The following is a 17,021-nucleotide window of genomic DNA, read 5'->3' as shown; positions in this document are numbered from 1 at the left end:
CGCCCCATCGGATACTGCTTAAAAGACCCGGTCGCTCTCGTAGGGGCCGATGACCGCGAGTGCGCGCGGGCGATCGAACAGCTCCGCGGCGACTCCGGCGACGTCGTCCAAGGTGACGGCGTCGTACCGGGCCAGGTCCTCGTCGATGGAGAAGTGGCGCGGCTGCACCAGCTCGTGGGCGAGCAGGCGCCCCATGCGCGCGTTGGTGCCCTCGCTGCCGAGCACCATGGCGCCCTGGATCTGGCCCTTGGCGCGGGTCAGCTCCTCCGGCGTGATGCCGGTGGCGGCGACCTTGGCGAGCTCCTCGCGGCACACCCCGATGACCTCGTCGGCCTTCTCCGGCAGGCAACCCGCGTAGAGCTGGAAGGCGCCGGTGTCGGCGTAGGCGATGTGGTAGGCGTGCACGGCGTAGGCCAGTCCGCGCTTCTCCCGCACCTCCTGGAAGAGCCGCGAGGACATGCCACCGCCCAGGGCAGCGCTGAGCAGGCGCAGGGCGTGCCAGCGCGGGTCGGTGCGGGTGATGCCCTCCGAGCCCAGGATGATGTGAGCCTGTTCGGTCTCCTTCGACTGCACGATGGTGCCGTCGAAGGTGCGCACCGGACCGCCGCCACCGCGCGGGCCCGACGGACGGGCGTCCCCGGCGGCGGCCAGACGCTCGGCGAAGATGGACCGGACCTGCTCGACGACCGTGGCGTGGTCGAGGCTGCCCGCGGCCGTCACGATGAGCTCGGACGGTACGTAAGCGTCGCGGTACTGTTCGACGATACGTTCGCGCGGCAACGCGTTGATGGTGTCGGCGGTGCCCAGGATCGGGCGGCCCAGTGGGCTGTCACCGAAGAAGTGCTCGGCGAAGACGTCGTCCACGAGGTCGGAGGGCTCGTCCTCGTACATGGCGATCTCTTCGAGGATCACGCCGCGTTCGGTCTCCACCTCGCCCTCGTCCAGCACCGAGTTCGCGACCATGTCACCGACCACGTCCACCGCCAACGGCAGGTCACGGTCGAGCACCTTCGCGTAGTAGCAGGTGTGTTCCTTGGTGGTGTAGGCGTTGTGGTCGGCGCCCACCCCGTCCAGCAGCGCGGAGATCTCCAGCGGCGAACGGGTGCGGGTTCCCTTGAACAGCAGGTGTTCCAGGAAGTGCGCCGACCCCGCGTGCGCGGAGTCCTCGTCACGGGACCCGGTGGTGGCGGAGATCCCGAAGGCCGCGGAACGGCCCCCGGGAACGTTCTCGGTGACCACGCGCAGACCGCCGGGCAACACCGTCCGACTCACCAGACCGGAACCGCCGTCCGGCTCCAGCAGCGTCACGGTCGTGCCGGGCTCCTGCTCCGCGGCGGTGGGGACAGAACTCATGCAACCTCTTCATAGCGTCGGGACGTCCAACTGAGCATACGTACGACCGCGGGGCGGCCGCATCTTGGAAGACGCGACCGCCCCGCAGGCGGGTGAAACTCGATCAGGTGTTCTCGGAACGCCCACCCGAGCTACGACGACGGCGACGGCGCGGGGCGCCCTCGTCCTCGCCCTTGTCCTCGTCGGACTCGTCATCGTCCTTGGCGGCGGGCGCCTCGGAGGAGGGAGCGTCGTTCTTGGCGGCCTCGGCCTCCACGACCTCGACCGGGACCAGGGACAGCTTGCCGCGGTCGTCGATCTCGCGGATCTCGACCTGGATCTTCTCGCCGATGCTGATCACGTCGTCGAGGTTCTCGATCCGCTGACCGCCGTGCAGCTTACGGATCTGCGAGATGTGCAGCAGACCGTCCTTGCCGGGCAGCAGCGACACGAACGCACCGAAGGCGGTCGTCTTGACGACGGTGCCCAGGTAGCGGTCGCCCACCTCGGGCATGGTCGGGTTGGCGATCTGGTTGATCGTGTCCCGGGCCGCCTCGGCGGAGGGGCCGTCGGTGGCACCGATGTAGATGGTGCCGTCGTCCTCGATCGAGATGTCCGCGCCGGTGTCGTCCTGGATCGAGTTGATCATCTTGCCCTTCGGGCCGATGACCTCACCGATCTTCTCGACCGGGACCCTGACCGTGAGGATCCGCGGAGCGTTCGGGCTCATCTCGGCCGGGCTCTCGATGGCCTCCAGCATGACGTCCAGGATGGCCAGACGAGCGCCACGGGCCTGCTGCAGGGCCAGGGCCAGCTGCTCGGCGGGGATGCCGTCGAGCTTGGTGTCCAGCTGCAGGGCCGTGATGAGGTCACGGGTACCGGCGACCTTGAAGTCCATGTCGCCGAAGGCGTCCTCGGCACCGAGGATGTCGGTCAGCGTGACGAACTGGTCGCCCTCGCTGATCAGACCCATCGCGATACCGGAGACCATCTCCTTGAGGGGCACGCCGGCCGCCATCAAGGACATGGTGGAGGCGCAGACCGAACCCATCGAGGTGGAACCGTTGGAGCCGAGGGCCTCGGAGACCTGACGGATCGCGTACGGGAACTCCTCGCGGGCCGGCAGCACGGGCAGCAGGGCCCGCTCCGCCAGGGAACCGTGCCCGATCTCGCGCCGCTTGGGCGAGCCCACCCGACCGGTCTCACCGGTGGAGTAGGGCGGGAAGTTGTAGTTGTGCATGTAGCGCTTGGTCTTGTCCGGGTTGAGCGTGTCAACCGTCTGTTCCATGCGCAGCATGTTCAGCGTGGTGACACCCATGATCTGGGTCTCACCGCGCTCGAAGAGGGCCGAGCCGTGCACGCGCGGCAGGATGCCCACCTCGGCGCTCAGCTGACGGATGTCCTTGGGGCCACGACCGTCGATGCGAACCTGGTCGCGCAGCACCCGCTCGCGCATGAGCTGCTTGCTCAAGCCACGGAAGGCGGCGCCGACCTCCTTCTCACGACCCTCGAAGTCCTCGGCCAGCTTCTCGACGACCTCGGCCTTGATCTTGTCGAGCTCGCCCTCGCGCTCCTGCTTGTCGGCGATGGTGAGCGCCTTGGCCAGGTCCGCGCGGACCGCGCCATCGACAGCGGCGTAAGCGTCGTCCTCGTAGTCGAGGAAGATCGGGAACTCGGTCTGCTCACGGCCGGCCTGGTCGGCGACGGCCTGCTGGGCCTTGCACAGCACCTTGATGAAGGGCTTGGCGGCTTCGAGACCCTCGGTGATGGTCTGCTCGTTGGGGCCGACGGCACCTTCGGCGACCAGCTTCAGCGTCCGGGTGGTGGACTCGGCCTCGACCATCATGATCGCGACGTCGCCGTCCTCCAGGACACGGCCGGCGACGACCATGTCGAAGGTGGCGTTCTCCAGCTCGGAGTGGGTGGGGAAACCGACCCACTGGCCATCGATCAGGGCGACGCGCACGCCGCCGATCGGACCGGAGAAGGGCAGCCCGGAGATCTGGGTGGACATCGAGGCCGCGTTGATGGCGACGACGTCGTACAGGTGCTCGGGGTGCAGGGCCAGGATCGTCTCGACGATCTGGATCTCGTTGCGCAGGCCCTTCTTGAAGGACGGACGCAGCGGCCGGTCGATGAGACGGCAGGTGAGGATGGCGTCCTCGGAGGGACGACCCTCACGACGGAAGAACGAGCCGGGGATACGGCCGGCGGCGTACATCCGCTCCTCGACGTCCACCGTCAGCGGGAAGAAGTCGAGGTTTTCCTTGGGGCGCTTCGAGGCGGTGGTGGCCGACAGGACGACGGTCTCGTCGTCCAGGTAGACCGTGGACGCGCCGGCGGCCTGACGGGCCAGACGGCCGGTCTCGAAACGGATGGTACGCGAGCCGAACTTGCCGTTGTCGATCACGGCTTCGGCAGAGTAAACGCCCTCCATGGGCGACCTCCTGTTGCACAGTCGGGACGCGTCGTCTCCAGGCGTACCTGGAGGTGCGACGCTCATGATCTCTCCCGCGTCGTGCCCCGGAGGTGATGCCGGCCGGTCATCGATCGAAGCCCGCGGCCCGTCTCGCTGACGGGGTCCGAAGGCCACTACCGAGGACCGACCCCTGTCGGACCGGGGGAACGGCACGGGTGTGGTTCGTGGTGCGACGGTCGTGTCGACCGCCACTCCGGTTACACCTTACTGACAAAGAGGGAGCGGCCGAGGCCACTCCCTCCGGATTCACCTAGCGGCGCAGACCCAGGCGCTCGATCAGCGAGCGGTAGCGGGTGATGTCCTGCTTGGCGACGTACTTGAGCAGACGGCGACGACGGCCGACCAGCAGCAGCAGACCACGGCGGCTGTGGTGGTCGTGCTTGTGGTCCTTGAGGTGCTCGGTGAGCTCGGTGATGCGGTGCGTCAGCAGCGCGATCTGGACCTCGGGGGATCCGGTGTCACCCTCTTTGATGCCGTACTCGGCAACGATCTTTTCCTTGGTGGCGGTGTCGATCGACACAACGCTCCTTCACTCATGATTCGGTACGCGGGGCGAACCCCGGCACGTGACGGGGTCGGACACGGTGACCGCGCGTACGTACAGTCACCGTCGCGTGTGTTGTGCGCGGCCCGCCGCCGATGGCGCGGGTGCACCGCGCTCCCTCGACTCCACCGCCCTTGAGGGCGGGCCGAACGAGGGCACACGTGAACGACTCCAGCTTACCGCAGTTCAGGGGCCGATCGGCCCACCTCGACCGTGATCCCGGACTCGCCGGGGCTCAGGGAGTGTCCTCGGACTCGGCGGCGAGAACCTCACGGCACCGGTCCACGTCGCGCCGCATCGCCACGATCAGCTCGTCGATGTCGTCGAACCGTTCCTGCCCACGAATACGCGCCGTGAAGTCCACGACCATCATCAGCCCGTACAGATCCAGGTCGTCACGGTCCAGCGCGTAGGCCTCCACGGTGCGTTCGGCCCCGTCGAAGGTGGGATTGGTGCCCACCGAGATCGCGGCCGGCCAACGCGACTCGTGTCCGGTGGCGGGTTCCAGACGGCCGAGCCACCCGGCGTACACGCCGTCACCGGGGACGGCGGTGTCCGGCGGCAGGTCCATGTTGGCCGTGGGGAACCCGAGCAGCTCTCGCCCACGGGCCGCCCCGTGCACGATCTCACCGCCGACCCGGTGCGGACGGCCCAAGAGCTCCGCGGCGCCGGACACGTCACCCTCGTCGAGGAGGCCGCGGACCCGGGTGGAGGTGATGGCCTCCCCCTCGGCGACCAGCTTCACCCCGTCCGCGTCGAACCCGAACTCCTCGCCCAAGCGAGCCAGGGCGGCGACGTCCCCGGCGGCCCGGTGCCCGAACCGGAAGTCCTCCCCCACCACCACGGCGGCGGCGCCGAGACGGTCGACGAGGATCTGACGGACGAACTCCTCCGGGCCCAGCGCGGAGAGTTCCTTGGTGAAGGGCAGCACGCACACCGCGTCGGCGCCCTGTTCCCCCAGGAGCCCGACCCGGCGGTCCACCGGGGTGAGCACCGAGGGGGCACGACCGCGCAGCACGCGTTCGGGGTGGGGGTCGAAGGTGACCACGACCACCGGCAACCCCAGGTCGCGCCCGTGGGCGACGGCGGAGGCCAGGATGGCCTGGTGGCCGCGGTGCACACCGTCGAAGACACCGATCGCCACCACGGAGCGCCCCCAGTCGGTGGGAATGTCGCCCAACCCGTCCCATCTCCGCACGTTCGGCTCCCCTTGCTCGTCGAGATGTGGTCCGTTCTCAAGCGTGCCACGTCGCCGGGGCGTCCTTCGCCACGCGGGCGGTGTGGCCCACCACACCCGTTCCGCCCCACGCGTTCCCCGAAGTTCGACGCGGAACTTTCGAATAATCCGCACACAGCGAGAGATGCCACCCGCTTGCCGGCCGAGACAGGTCTACACGGCCATCGTCACGCCATCGACGCGATGCTGTGTGCCACGGCGTTGGCGTCTCCCGGACCGGTCACCATCCTCACTTCGGATCCTGACGACCTACGGAAACTCTGTGGGGACGAAGCAACCGTCATCAAGATCTGAAGGGCCGGAGGACGCCGGGCTTCGTCAGGCGGGGGTGAACACGACGATCGGCTTCATGTGGCCGGGACGGTTCTCGCCCAACGCCACCACGGTGCCGTCCGGGGCGAACAGGCCCACGGGGCCCTCGCCCAGGGAACTCTCACCGATGCGGTTGCCGTACCGGATGGCGCGGGTCTCGGTCTCGTCCATGGTGCGCACCGGGAACGCCGCCGCCACCGCCTGGGACAGCGGGACCTGGGTGAACTCCTTGGCGAGTTCCTCCAGGGTGCGGGCCTGGGAAAGGTCGTAAGGGCCCACGCGGGTGCGCCGTAGAGCGGTCAGGTGGCCGCCGACACCCAGGTCGGTACCCATGTCGCGAGCCAGTGAGCGGATGTAGGTGCCACTGGAGCAGCCGATGACCGCGTCCACGTCGACGAATCCGCCCTCGGCGTCCTCCGCACGGCGGATGTCGGTCACCTCGAACTCGGAGACGGTGACCTCACGGGCCTTGAGCGCGACCTCCTTGCCCTCGCGGGCCGACTTGTAGGCGCGCTTGCCGTCCACCTTGATCGCGCTGACCTGCGGCGGCACCTGCGAGATCACACCGGTCAGCTTCGCGACGGCCGCGCGGACCCCCTCCTCGGTGACGGCGGAGGCGTCGGTGCGGACACCGGGCTCTCCCTCCGCGTCATCGGTGTTGGTGTCCAGGCCCAACCGGATGGTCGCCTCGTAGGTCTTCTCGGTCAGGGTCAGGTGACCGAGCAGCTTGGTGCCCTTCTCGATCCCCAGCACCAGCACCCCGGTGGCCATCGGATCCAGGGTGCCCGCGTGCCCCACACGCCGGGTGCGCGCCAGACCACGGGTCTTGGCGACCACGTCGTGCGAGGTCCAGTCGGCGGGTTTGTCAACGACCACGACGCCGCTCTCGGCCATGGTGCTCCTTCAGGGGAAGAGGGGTGGGACGGCGGCCGTCACCGCCGCCCCGGTGGTCACTCGTCCTCGTCGTCCTCACGAGGGGCCTTGTACGGGTCGGCCTCACCCGCGGGCTCGGCACCGGTGGCCCGCTGAGCCACCTCCTCGTCGGACTTACGCGCCTTGACCAGCAACTCCTCGATGTGCTGGGCGTTCTCCTGCACGTCGTCGAGGACGAAGGTCAGGCTCGGCGTGTGTCGGATGCCGGTCTGTCGACCGACCTCACTACGGATCACGCCCTTGGCGCTCTCCAAGGCGGCCGCACTGTCCGCCTTCTCCTCGGGAGACCCGAACACCGTGTAGTACACCGTGGCGTCCCGCAGGTCAGCGGTGATGCGGGCGTCGGTCACGGTGACGAATCCCAGGCGCGGGTCCTTGATCCGCCGGTCCAGCATCTCGGCGACGATGCGCTGGATCCGGTCGGCGATCTTGCGCGCGCGTGCTGCGTCGACCATCGTCAGTCTTCCTCTTCGTTGAAGAGCCGCTGCCTGGCGGACAGCAGCTCCAGTTCGGGACGGCCCGCGACGAAACGCTCACAGGTGTCCATCTGGTCCCTGGCATGGGCGGCCGTGGGAGCGACCACCGCGACACCGATCTTCGCTCGACGGTAGAGGTCGTGTTCGCCCACCTCCGAGACCGACACCGAGAACTTCCGGCGCAGCTCGGCGATGATCGGACGGACCAACGACCGCTTCTGCTTGAGCGAGTGGACGTCTCCGAGGAGCACGTCCAGAGTCAACGCCCCAACGTACAAGTGATCACCTGTGGTGTTGTGTGAGCCGGCAAAGGCGGGGCCCCGGACACGACGGTCCGGGGCCCCAGGTGGATCAGTCCGCACGACTAGTCGCGGGGCTTCTCCTGCATCTCGTAGGTCTCGATGACGTCCTCGACCCGGATGTCCCTGTAACCGACACCGATACCGCACTCGAAGCCCTCGCGGACCTCGGTGGCGTCGTCCTTGAAGCGCCGCAGCGAATCGACGTTGAGGTTGTCGGAGATGACGACCCCCTCGCGGATGAGACGCGCCTTGCTGTTGCGGCGGATGAGGCCGCTCCGGACGATGGAACCGGCGACGTTACCGATCTTCGGCACCTTGAAGACCTCGCGGATCTCGGCGCTGCCGAGCTGGACCTCCTCGTAGATGGGCTTGAGGAGACCCTTGACCGCGGCTTCGACCTCGTCGATGGCCTGGTAGATGACCGAGTAGTACCGGATGTCGACGCCCATGCGGTCCGCCAGCTGGCTGTTCTTGCCCTCGGGCCGAACGTTGAAGCCGACGATGATCGCGTCCGCGGACGACGCCAGGTTGATGTCGTTCTGCGTGATGGCACCGACGCCGCGTCCGATGATCCGGATGCTGACCTCGTCGCCACCGGCGTCGATCTTGAGCAACGACTCTTCGAGCGCCTCGACCGAACCGGACATGTCGCCCTTGAGGAGGAGCAGCAGCTCGGAGCGCTCGCCTTCCTTGATGGCGGACTGCCAGTTGTCGAGGGTGACCCGACGGGCCGACTTCGCCTGCTGGGCGAAACGCTCGCGCGCCTCACGCTGCTGGGCGATCTGACGGGCCACGCGGTCGTCCTTGACGACCAGGAAGTTGTCACCGGCGCTGGGCACGTTGGTCAGACCCAGGACCTGGACCGGACGGGACGGCTCGGCCGTCTGCACGTTCTCGCCGTGCTCGTCGAGCATGGCGCGAACGCGACCGTGGGCGTCGCCACAGACGATGGAGTCACCGACGTTGAGCGTGCCTCGCTGGACCAGCACCGTGGCCATGGAACCGCGACCGCGGTCCAGGTAGGCCTCGATGGCCAGACCCTGCGCCGACATGTCCGGGTTGGCCTGGAGGTCCAGAGCCGCGTCGGAGGTCAGCACGATCGACTCCAGCAGGGAGTCGATGTTGTCGCCGCGGAGGGCGGAGATGTCCACGAACTGGACGTCGCCACCGAACTCCTCGGCCACCAGGCCGTACTCGGTCATCTGAGCGCGCACCCGCTGCGGGTCGGCGCCTTCGACGTCGATCTTGTTGACCGCGACCACGATCGGCACCTCGGCCGCCTTGGCGTGGTCGATGGCCTCGGCCGTCTGCGGCTTGACGCCGTCGTCGGCCGCCACGACCAGAACCGCGACGTCGGTGACCTTCGCACCACGGGCACGCATGGCGGTGAACGCCTCGTGACCAGGGGTGTCGATGAAGGTGATCTTGCGCTCTTCGCCGTCCACCTCGGTGGCGACCTGGTAGGCACCGATGTGCTGGGTGATTCCGCCGGCCTCGCCACTGGAGACGTTGGTCTTACGGATGGTGTCCAGCAGTCGGGTCTTACCGTGGTCGACGTGACCCATGACGGTGACCACCGGCGGACGCGGACGCAACTCGGCGTTGCCGCCCTCGTTCTCACCGAACTCGATGGAGAAGGACTCCAGGAGCTGGCGGTCCTCGTCCTCGGGGCTGACGACCTCGACCTTGTAGGTGAGCTCTTCACCGAGCAGGTGCAGGACCTCGTCGGGCAGCGACTGGGTCGCGGTGACCATCTCACCCAGGTGCATCATGACCTGGACGAGCGACGCCGGGTTGACGTCGATCTTGTCACCGAAGTCCGACAGCGAAGCGCCACGGGACAGTCGGATGGACTGACCGTTGCCGCTCGGGATCTTGACGCCACCGAAGGACGGTGCCGCAAGGTCGTGGAACTCCTGACGACGCTGCTTCTTGGACTTGCGCGCACGCCCGGGACGACCGCCCGGACGACCGAACGCACCGGCCGTTCCGCCACCGCGGCCACGGCCGCCGCCACCGGGACGACCACCGAAACCACCGGGACGCGGACCGCCGCCGCCACCGGGACGCGGGCCCGCCGGAGCGCCGCCCCGGCCGCGGCCGCCGCCACCGGGGCGACCGCCACCGCCACCACGACCGCCACCCGCGGGTGCGGCCGGACGGGACGAGGGCATGTTCATCGGGCTGGGACGGGGACCGCCGGGACGCGGAGCGCCCTGACCGCCACCGGGGCGCGGAGCACCCGCGGCACCGCCGGGACGCGGAGCGCCCTGACCGCCACCGGGGCGCGGAGCACCGCCGCCCGGACGCGGAGCACGGTCGCCGCCCTGCGGGCCGGGACGCGGACCCGGACGGGGACCGCCCGGACGCGGAGCACGGTCGCCGCCCTGCGGGCCGGGACGCGGGCCCGGACGCGGAGCGCCCTGACCACCCTGGCCGCCCTGGCCGCCCTGAGCACCACCGGGACGCGGGGCCGGCTTGGAACCCATGCCGGAGGCGTTGGACGCGAACGGGTTGTTGCCCGGACGCGGGCCCGGACGGGGACCGCCCGGACGCGGAGCACGGCCGCCGTCACGGCCACCACGCTCGCCACGCTGCGGCCGGTCGTCGCCGCCCTGCTGCCCACCGGGGCTCGACTTCGGACCCGGCTTGGGCGCGTCGCCACGCGGAGCCTTGGGACCCGGCTTCGGGCCGGGCTTGGGCGCGGCCTCGAACGTCGGGACCGCGGGCTTGTCGACCGGGGCGGACGGCTTCTCGGCCGGAGCCGGAGCCGGAGCCGCGGGCTTGTCGTCCTGAACCGTCGGCTTGGCGGCCGGAGCCGGGGCCTCGGGCTTGGCGGCCGGAGCCGGCTTCGGACCCGGCTTGGGTGCGGGCCCCGGCTTGGGAGCCGTGGGGCGCGCGGGGGCACCGGCGGAGGGCTTGGGGGTCGGCTTGGCAGCCGATCCACCCTTCTTGCCACCGTCGGAGCCATCGTTGAAAGCTTCTTGTAGGCGTCGAACGACGGGGGCCTCTATCGTGGAGGACGCCGAACGAACGAATTCGCCCATCTCGTTGAGCTTGGCCAGCACGGCCTTGCTCTCTACACCGAACTCTTTCGCGAGTTCGTACACCCGGACCTTCGCCACTACTCTCCTTCAGCTTCGGTCCGGGACATGGGCTTGTGCCGGACCGTCGTTAGCTCGAGTTACTCATCGCTGCGTACTCATCAGGCGCTCATCGCAATCTCGACCTGCTTCCTCATCGCTACACAACAATGGGCCGGCTCATGCGTGCCGACACGGCACAGCACGCCGACCTCGGTCCTTACAACCTCGAGGTCGGCCCAGACATTCCAACCCTATCCGGATCGCGGCGCGCTCAGCCACGTGGGGCGTCGTCGAACAGAGACGCCACACGTGAGACGTCCCAACGAGTGGGACCTCCTCCGCTCCGGTTCCGGAAGGCGCGTGACCACGCCCTTCGGCGCTCCGCTAGTTCGAAGCACCGGTGGTCGTGGTGCAGATAGGCTCCGCGCCCCGGAAGTCGACCCCGGGTGTCGGGCGTAATGGCCATGCCCTCGGCCACCAGCCGCACGAGGTCGGACTGGACTGCCCGCGACCGACAACCCACGCACGTTCGCACGGGACGGTCAGGACCGTCTTCGGCCACCATATCGTGTCGAGGCATGGTCGCGACCCGTTCAGTCGGCCGAAGCCGTGTCATCGGTGTCCTCGGCGGGCTCGCCGGCCTCTTCGCTCAGGGGCTGCGCGGGCTCGGCGTCGGACCGGATGTCGATGCGCCACCCGGTCAGACGCGCGGCCAGTCGGGCGTTCTGGCCCTCCTTGCCGATGGCGAGCGACTGCTGGTAGTCGGGGACGACGACGCGCGCCACACGCGCGGCCATGTCGAGGATTTCCACGGAATTGACCCGGGCCGGGGACAACGCGTTGGCGACGAACACGGCGGGGTCCTCGGAGTAGTCGACGATGTCGATCTTCTCTCCGTGGAGTTCGGCCATGACGTTGCGGACGCGGCTGCCCAGCGGACCGATGCAGGCACCCTTGGCGTTGACGCCGCCCCGATTGGAGCTGACCGCCATCTTGGTACGGTGACCGGCCTCACGGGCGATGGCCGCGATCTCGACGGTGTTGTCGGCGATCTCGGGGACCTCCAGCTCGAAGAGCTTGCGCACCAGGTTGGGGTGGGTGCGCGAGAGGGTCACCGAAGGGCCGCGGAGGCCCTTACGGACCTGGACCACGTAGGCGCGCAGGCGCTCTCCGTGGTTGTAGTTCTCGGTGGGGACCTGCTCCTGCGGGGGCAGGATGGCCTCGATCTTTCCGAGGTCGACCAGGACGTTGCGGGGGTCCTTGCCCTGCTGGACGATGCCCGACACGATGTCGTGCTCGCGACCGGCGAACTCGCCCAGGGTCAGTTCGTCCTCGGCGTCGCGCAGCCGTTGCAGGATCACCTGCTTGGCGGTGGAGGTGGCGATGCGACCGAACCCGTTGGGGGTTCCGTCGAACTCGCCGACGGCCACACCCTCCTCGTCGGTCTCCGTCACCCACACGATGACGTGGCCGGTGGAACGATTCAGTTCCACGCGTGCTTTCTTCTCCGGGCCCTCCTCGCGGTGGTACGCGATCAGGAGGGCGTCCTCGATCGCCTTGGCGACCAATTCGACGGCGATGTCCTTTTCGCGCTCCAGGCTGCGAAGGACGCTCATGTCAATGTCCACGGGGCTCCCCCTCTAGTCCGCCGCGTCGGTGTCGGCTTCGCGACGGAATTCCACCTGGACCTTGGCCTTGGCGATCTTGTCGTAGGCCAGGGTGCGGGTCCGACCCTTGACGTCCAGGGTCACGCCCTGGTCGTCGGATTCGATCACACGTCCGGTGAGGTCCCCGCCCTCGGTGAGGTTCACCTTCACCAGGCGACCGCGAGCGCGGCGCCAGTGGCGGGGCATGGTCAACGGACGATCCACTCCGGGCGAGGTGACCTCTAGGACGTAGGGCGTTTCACCCATGACGTCGGAGGCGTCCAGCGCCTCGTTGACGCCTTGGCTCATCTCACCGACCACGTCCAGGTCGACCCCGTCGTCGGAGTCCACGATCACGCGCAGCACTCGGCGTTTGCCCGCCGGTGTCAGCTCGACGGCTTCCAGGTCCAGTCCGGCCTTGGCCAGTACCGGCTCCAGCAGCTCGGCGATGCGCTCTTCCCGCGCCTGCGCTCCCATGCGTGTCAGCCCCTCAAAACGGCGAAATCCCGCCCGCTCGGCCGTGAACCGTTGAACGGGGCGGTCCAGCTCTGTACGTAGTCCTCTTCCACTTCCGCGTCATACGCGAAAGCGCCGCACGTCGCGCACGACGGCGGTTGTCGTGCAAGGGTATCCACTCCCGGACCTCCCCCAGGTCGCCTCGCGCGGGCGGGGCGCACCGTCGGGCCCGATCGGGCGCCCCGAGCCCCTTTCCACCAAGGGGTGTCGGCCCGGACACGGCGCCTCGACCGGCGTGGAAAGATGGGTCCGACCGCCGGTCGACGGCGGGGCCGTCGACACCGCTCCGGACGCGGAGCAGGGGGAGGAGACCACGTGGGCCAGGGGAACGTCAGCCGCCGCGCTGTGCTGGGCGTCACGGCGACAGGTGTCGTGGCGGCGAGCGCCGTGGTCGGTCTGGGCGGGTGCGGCACCGCCGACTGGTATCCCTACGACGTGACCCCGGACGTGTCCGTCCTGCGCTCCCTCATCCGGGAGAAGGAACGGACCGTGGTCCGCTACGAACAGGCGTTGGCCGACGGTGCGGGCCCCGGTGACCTGCTGGAGGGGTTCCGGGAGCACCACCTGGCCCACCTGGACGCGTTGTTGGAGGCCCTTCCCGAGGGGGTGGGTCCGTCCGCGGGACCGGAGGACCCCGACACCGCCGAGGGGCCCGTCCAGGCGGAGACCGACCCCGGTCCGCCTCTGGACACCGCGGGCCTTCGGCTGGTGGAGGCCGCGGCGGCGTCGTCCCGCCTGGACCAGACGGCGGCCGTGACCGACCCGGGGTTGGCCCAGTTGGTGAGCGCGATCGGTGCCGCTGAGGCCGCGCACGCCCATCTGCTGGACGAGGCCTGAGGGCCCACCATCGACATAGGCGAGGTAGTCAGGTGAGCGAGACCCCCACCCCGAACGAGGAGACCGACCCCACGGCCGAAGCCCTCGCGGAGGCGCTGGGCGCCGAGCACGCGGCGGTGTACGGGTTCGAGTTCGTCGGCGGTGCCGCCGGTGACGAGGGACGGCGGGAGCGCGGGTCCACCGCCGCCGTGGAACACAAGGCGCTGCGGGACGCGCTGCGCGACGCCGCCGTCGAACGCGACCTGGAGGCACCGCCCGCCTTGGCCTCGTACCCGATCCCGGAGGGGCGCGGCGGCGAGGACGTGGACACGTTCGCGGCGGAACTGGAGGGCGCCACGATGGAGGCGTACCTGTGGTTGACCTCCTCCACCGACATCGACCTGCGGATCACCGCCGCGCGGGCGCTACAGGAGGCGACGCTGCGTTCCCTGGACTGGGGCGCCGCGTCGGACCCCTTCCCCGGCTTCGAGCGACCGTAGGCATAGCGAGAGGGGCTCCCGCGTACCTCCGCGGGAGCCCCTCTCCGTTTCGATGACCTACTCGGCGCAGGCGGCGACGGTGCGGTCGACGATCTCCTGGATCGGAACGTCGGAACGCTCACCGCTCCTGCGGTCGCGCAGCTCGACCACGCCGTCCTTGAGACCGCGGCCCACGATGAGGGTGGTGGGGATGCCCACCAGCTCGGCGTCGTTGAACTTCACGCCGGGGGCGGCCTTGCGGTCGTCCACGAGCACGCGCAGGCCCTTGGCCTCCAGTTCCCGACCGATGCGCAGCGCCTCGGCGACCTCGTCCCCCTTGCCGGTGCCGACGACGTGCACGTCGGCGGGGGCGATCTCACGCGGCCACACGATGCCCTTGTCGTCGTGGGACTGCTCGACGATGGAGGCCACGGCGCGGGAGACACCGATGCCGTAGGAACCCATCGTGATGCGCTTGGGCTTGCCATCGGGTCCCAGGGCGTCCACCTGGAAGGCGTCCGCGTACTTGCGGCCCAGCTGGAAGATGTGGCCGATCTCGATGCCGCGGGCGGTGTACAGGGTGCCCTGCCCGTCCGGGGAGAGGTCGCCGTCGCGCACGTCGGCGACGTCGAGGGTGCCGTCCGGGGTGAAGTCGCGTCCGGCCACCAGGTCGATGACGTGATGGTCGGCCTTGTCGGCGCCGGTCACCCAGGCGGTGCCGGTGACCACGCGCGGGTCGACCAGGTAGCGGACCTTGTTGTCGATCAGGCACTTGGGGCCGATGTAGCCCTTGACCAGGAACGGGTTGGCGGCGAAGTCGGCTTCGTCGAGGATCTCGACCTCGGCCGGCTCCATGGCCGCTTCGAGGCGCTTGAAGTCGACCTCACGGTCGCCGGGGACCCCGATGGCCAGCAACTCCCATTCCTTGGCGCCGGGGACGCGGGTCTTGACCAGGACGTTCTTGAGGGTGTCGGCCTCGGTGAAGTCGCGGCCCAGGCCGGCGTCGTTCAGGAAGTCCACCAGGGTCTGGATGGTGGCGGTCCGCGGGGTGTGGTGGACCTTCGCCTCGGGCAGCCCTTCCAGGGGCGACGCCTCGGGGACGGGGACCTTCACGGCCTCGACGTTGGCGGCGTAGTCGGACCCGGTGCTGCGCACGAAGGTGTCCTCACCGGTGGGCGCGACCGCGAGGAACTCCTCGGAGGCGGAACCGCCCATGGCGCCGGAGGTCGCCGAGACGATGACGTACTCCAGGCCGAGCCGATCGAAGATCCGGATGTAGGTGGCCCGGTGCTTGTCGTAGGCCTCCTGGAGGCCCTCGTCGTCGATGTCGAAGGAGTAGGAGTCCTTCATGTGGAACTCACGGCCGCGCAGGACGCCGGCGCGGGGGCGGGCTTCGTCGCGGAACTTCTCCTGGATCTGGTACAGGACGACCGGGAAGTCCTTGTAGGAGGAGTACTCGCCCTTGACCAGGAGGGTGAAGAGCTCCTCGTGGGTGGGGCCGAGCAGGTAGTCGCCGCCCTTGCGGTCCTTGAGCCGGAAGAGGGTGTCGCCGTACTCCTCCCAGCGACCGGTGGTCTCGTAGTACTCCTTGGGCAGCAGGGCCGGGAGCAGGACCTCCTGGCCGCCCATGGCGTTCATCTCCTCGCGGACCACGCGGGAGACGTTCTCCAGGACGATCTTGCCCAGGGGCAGCCAGCTGTAGATGCCGGGGGCGGCCCGACGGACGTAGCCGGCGCGCACGAGCAGCTTGTGGCTCGGCACCTCGGCGTCCGCCGGGTCCTCGCGCAGGGTGCGCAGGAACAGGTTCGACATCCGCAGTAGCACGGCCACTCCTCGGTGAACGCACCCGGAGGATCCGGGCACGATGATCGGAAAAACGTTGGGACGACCCAGGCTAGCGCCCCCACGACGGGGTTCGCGCGCAGGTTTCGAAGGGGTCCGCGCTGCGCCTACCTTGGAGGGATCTCCACAGCGGAACGGGACGAGGACATGGGTCGACGTGTGCGTGACAGGGTCGAGGCCGAGGAAGAGGTCTCGGCCGTGCCCGGGGTGGACCTGCTCGCCGACGCGGACCGGTCGAACTCGTGGTTCCTCTTGGTGGAAGGCACCCCGCAGTCGCACGTGGACCTGTCCGACCCCACCTACCTGGACTTCTCGTACGTGCGGCGGATCGCGCACGCGGTCGACCTGGTGGCGCCCGCGGGCGAGGCCGTCGACACGCTGCACCTGGGCGCCGGCGCGCTCACGGTGGCCCGGTACGTGGCGCACACCCGCTCGGGTTCGAACCAGCGCGCGGTGGACGTGGACGCGGCCCTGGTGGAACTGGTGCGGCGCCGGCTGCCCTGGGACCGTCGCGCGCGGCTACGGGTGGGCATCGGTGACGCGCGCGAGTGGATCGGGGCCCGGCACGACTCCAGCGCCGATCTGGTGGTGGCGGACGTGTTCGCGGGGGCGCGGACCCCGGCGCGGTTGACGTCGGCGGAGTTCTACGCCGAGGCGGCCCGGGTGCTGCGTCCCGGCGGGTTCCTGGTGGTCAACGTCGGTGACGGTTACGCGTTGAAGCACACGCGGACGCAGGTGGCGACGGTGCGTTCGGTACTGCCGCACGTGGTGATGTCCGCGGAGCCGGGGGTGATGCGCGGACGGAGGTTCGGCAACCTGGTGCTGGTGGCGGGTCACCGGCCCCTGCCCGAGGAGGAGTTGGGCCGCGCGGCGCACCGCGACCCCGAGATGGCGCGGTTGGTCGCCGGCGAGGACCTGGATCGTTTCGTCTCCGGGTACGCGCCGGTCCAGGACGCCGACGCCGTGGACTCCCCCGCCCCGCCCGTCGACCTGTTCTGACCGCCCTGACCGAACACGGACA

At 69.4% G+C, this 17,021-nt stretch carries 15 protein-coding genes; 3 read left to right on the top strand and 12 right to left on the bottom strand.

The annotated features are described in order from the left end of the window. Nucleotides 1-18 precede the first annotated feature (18 nt). The 11 genes from BQ8420_RS15505 to rimP all read right to left on the bottom strand — a co-directional run bounded on the left by BQ8420_RS15505 (nt 19) and on the right by rimP (nt 12,824). Nucleotides 19-1,353 carry a pitrilysin family protein gene (locus BQ8420_RS15505; RefSeq protein WP_087099741.1) on the bottom strand — a complete coding sequence of 445 codons (1,335 nt, stop codon included), beginning with the start codon at nt 1,351-1,353 and terminating at the stop codon, nt 19-21. A gap of 103 nt (nt 1,354-1,456) precedes the next feature. Further along, nucleotides 1,457-3,769 (bottom strand): polyribonucleotide nucleotidyltransferase, encoded by a 2,313-nt coding sequence (locus BQ8420_RS15500; protein WP_087099738.1) that lies wholly within the window; start codon nt 3,767-3,769, stop codon nt 1,457-1,459. Between the two features lie 292 nt (nt 3,770-4,061). After that, nucleotides 4,062-4,331 carry a 30S ribosomal protein S15 gene (gene rpsO / locus BQ8420_RS15495; protein WP_087099736.1) on the bottom strand — a complete coding sequence of 90 codons (270 nt, stop codon included), beginning with the start codon at nt 4,329-4,331 and terminating at the stop codon, nt 4,062-4,064. A gap of 259 nt (nt 4,332-4,590) precedes the next feature. Beyond that, nucleotides 4,591-5,553 carry a bifunctional riboflavin kinase/FAD synthetase gene (locus tag BQ8420_RS15490; protein ID WP_087099734.1) on the bottom strand — a complete coding sequence of 321 codons (963 nt, stop codon included), beginning with the start codon at nt 5,551-5,553 and terminating at the stop codon, nt 4,591-4,593. Between the two features lie 357 nt (nt 5,554-5,910). After that, complete coding sequence (truB, locus tag BQ8420_RS15480) at nt 5,911-6,798, bottom strand: tRNA pseudouridine(55) synthase TruB (protein ID WP_087099732.1); 888 nt, start codon at nt 6,796-6,798, stop codon at nt 5,911-5,913. A 56-nt stretch (nt 6,799-6,854) separates the two neighbouring features. Then, nucleotides 6,855-7,292 carry a 30S ribosome-binding factor RbfA gene (rbfA, locus tag BQ8420_RS15475; protein ID WP_087099730.1) on the bottom strand — a complete coding sequence of 146 codons (438 nt, stop codon included), beginning with the start codon at nt 7,290-7,292 and terminating at the stop codon, nt 6,855-6,857. Between the two features lie 2 nt (nt 7,293-7,294). After that, on the bottom strand, nt 7,295-7,591 hold the full coding sequence (locus BQ8420_RS15470; RefSeq protein WP_087099728.1) for a DUF503 domain-containing protein: 297 nt from the start codon (nt 7,589-7,591) through the stop codon (nt 7,295-7,297). 86 nt (nt 7,592-7,677) lie between these two features. After that, on the bottom strand, nt 7,678-10,740 hold the full coding sequence (infB, locus tag BQ8420_RS15465; RefSeq protein WP_087099726.1) for a translation initiation factor IF-2: 3,063 nt from the start codon (nt 10,738-10,740) through the stop codon (nt 7,678-7,680). A 232-nt stretch (nt 10,741-10,972) separates the two neighbouring features. Continuing rightward, a complete protein-coding gene (locus tag BQ8420_RS15460) occupies nt 10,973-11,266 on the bottom strand; it encodes a YlxR family protein (RefSeq protein ID WP_087099724.1) in 294 nt (97 codons plus the stop codon). A 28-nt stretch (nt 11,267-11,294) separates the two neighbouring features. Further along, nucleotides 11,295-12,317, bottom strand: coding sequence for a transcription termination factor NusA (gene nusA, locus BQ8420_RS15455; protein ID WP_087099722.1), 1,023 nt, complete (start codon nt 12,315-12,317; stop codon nt 11,295-11,297). Nucleotides 12,318-12,341: 24 nt separating this feature from the next. Beyond that, nucleotides 12,342-12,824, bottom strand: coding sequence for a ribosome maturation factor RimP (rimP, locus tag BQ8420_RS15450; RefSeq protein ID WP_087099720.1), 483 nt, complete (start codon nt 12,822-12,824; stop codon nt 12,342-12,344). A gap of 354 nt (nt 12,825-13,178) precedes the next feature. On the opposite strand from rimP, the gene BQ8420_RS15445 reads away from it, so the two are divergent. Both BQ8420_RS15445 and BQ8420_RS15440 read left to right on the top strand, forming a co-directional pair. Further along, on the top strand, nt 13,179-13,700 hold the full coding sequence (locus tag BQ8420_RS15445) for a hypothetical protein (RefSeq protein ID WP_087099718.1): 522 nt from the start codon (nt 13,179-13,181) through the stop codon (nt 13,698-13,700). A 32-nt stretch (nt 13,701-13,732) separates the two neighbouring features. Then, nucleotides 13,733-14,179, top strand: coding sequence for a ferritin-like domain-containing protein (locus BQ8420_RS15440; protein ID WP_087099716.1), 447 nt, complete (start codon nt 13,733-13,735; stop codon nt 14,177-14,179). 57 nt (nt 14,180-14,236) lie between these two features. Here the strand turns inward: BQ8420_RS15440 and BQ8420_RS15435 are convergent, their stop codons facing one another. Further along, a complete protein-coding gene (locus BQ8420_RS15435) occupies nt 14,237-15,970 on the bottom strand; it encodes a proline--tRNA ligase (RefSeq protein ID WP_087099931.1) in 1,734 nt (577 codons plus the stop codon). A gap of 177 nt (nt 15,971-16,147) precedes the next feature. Here BQ8420_RS15435 and BQ8420_RS15430 point away from each other — a divergent pair, with 177 nt between their 5' ends. Continuing rightward, nucleotides 16,148-16,999 carry a spermidine synthase gene (locus BQ8420_RS15430; protein WP_087099714.1) on the top strand — a complete coding sequence of 284 codons (852 nt, stop codon included), beginning with the start codon at nt 16,148-16,150 and terminating at the stop codon, nt 16,997-16,999. The last annotated feature ends 22 nt before the right edge of the window (nt 17,000-17,021 follow it).

This window comes from Nocardiopsis sp. JB363 (assembly GCF_900143625.1).
Taxonomy (GTDB): domain Bacteria; phylum Actinomycetota; class Actinomycetes; order Streptosporangiales; family Streptosporangiaceae; genus Nocardiopsis.
Note: the sequence above shows the minus strand (reverse complement) of the source record. Positions and strands in the feature narration are given on the sequence as shown.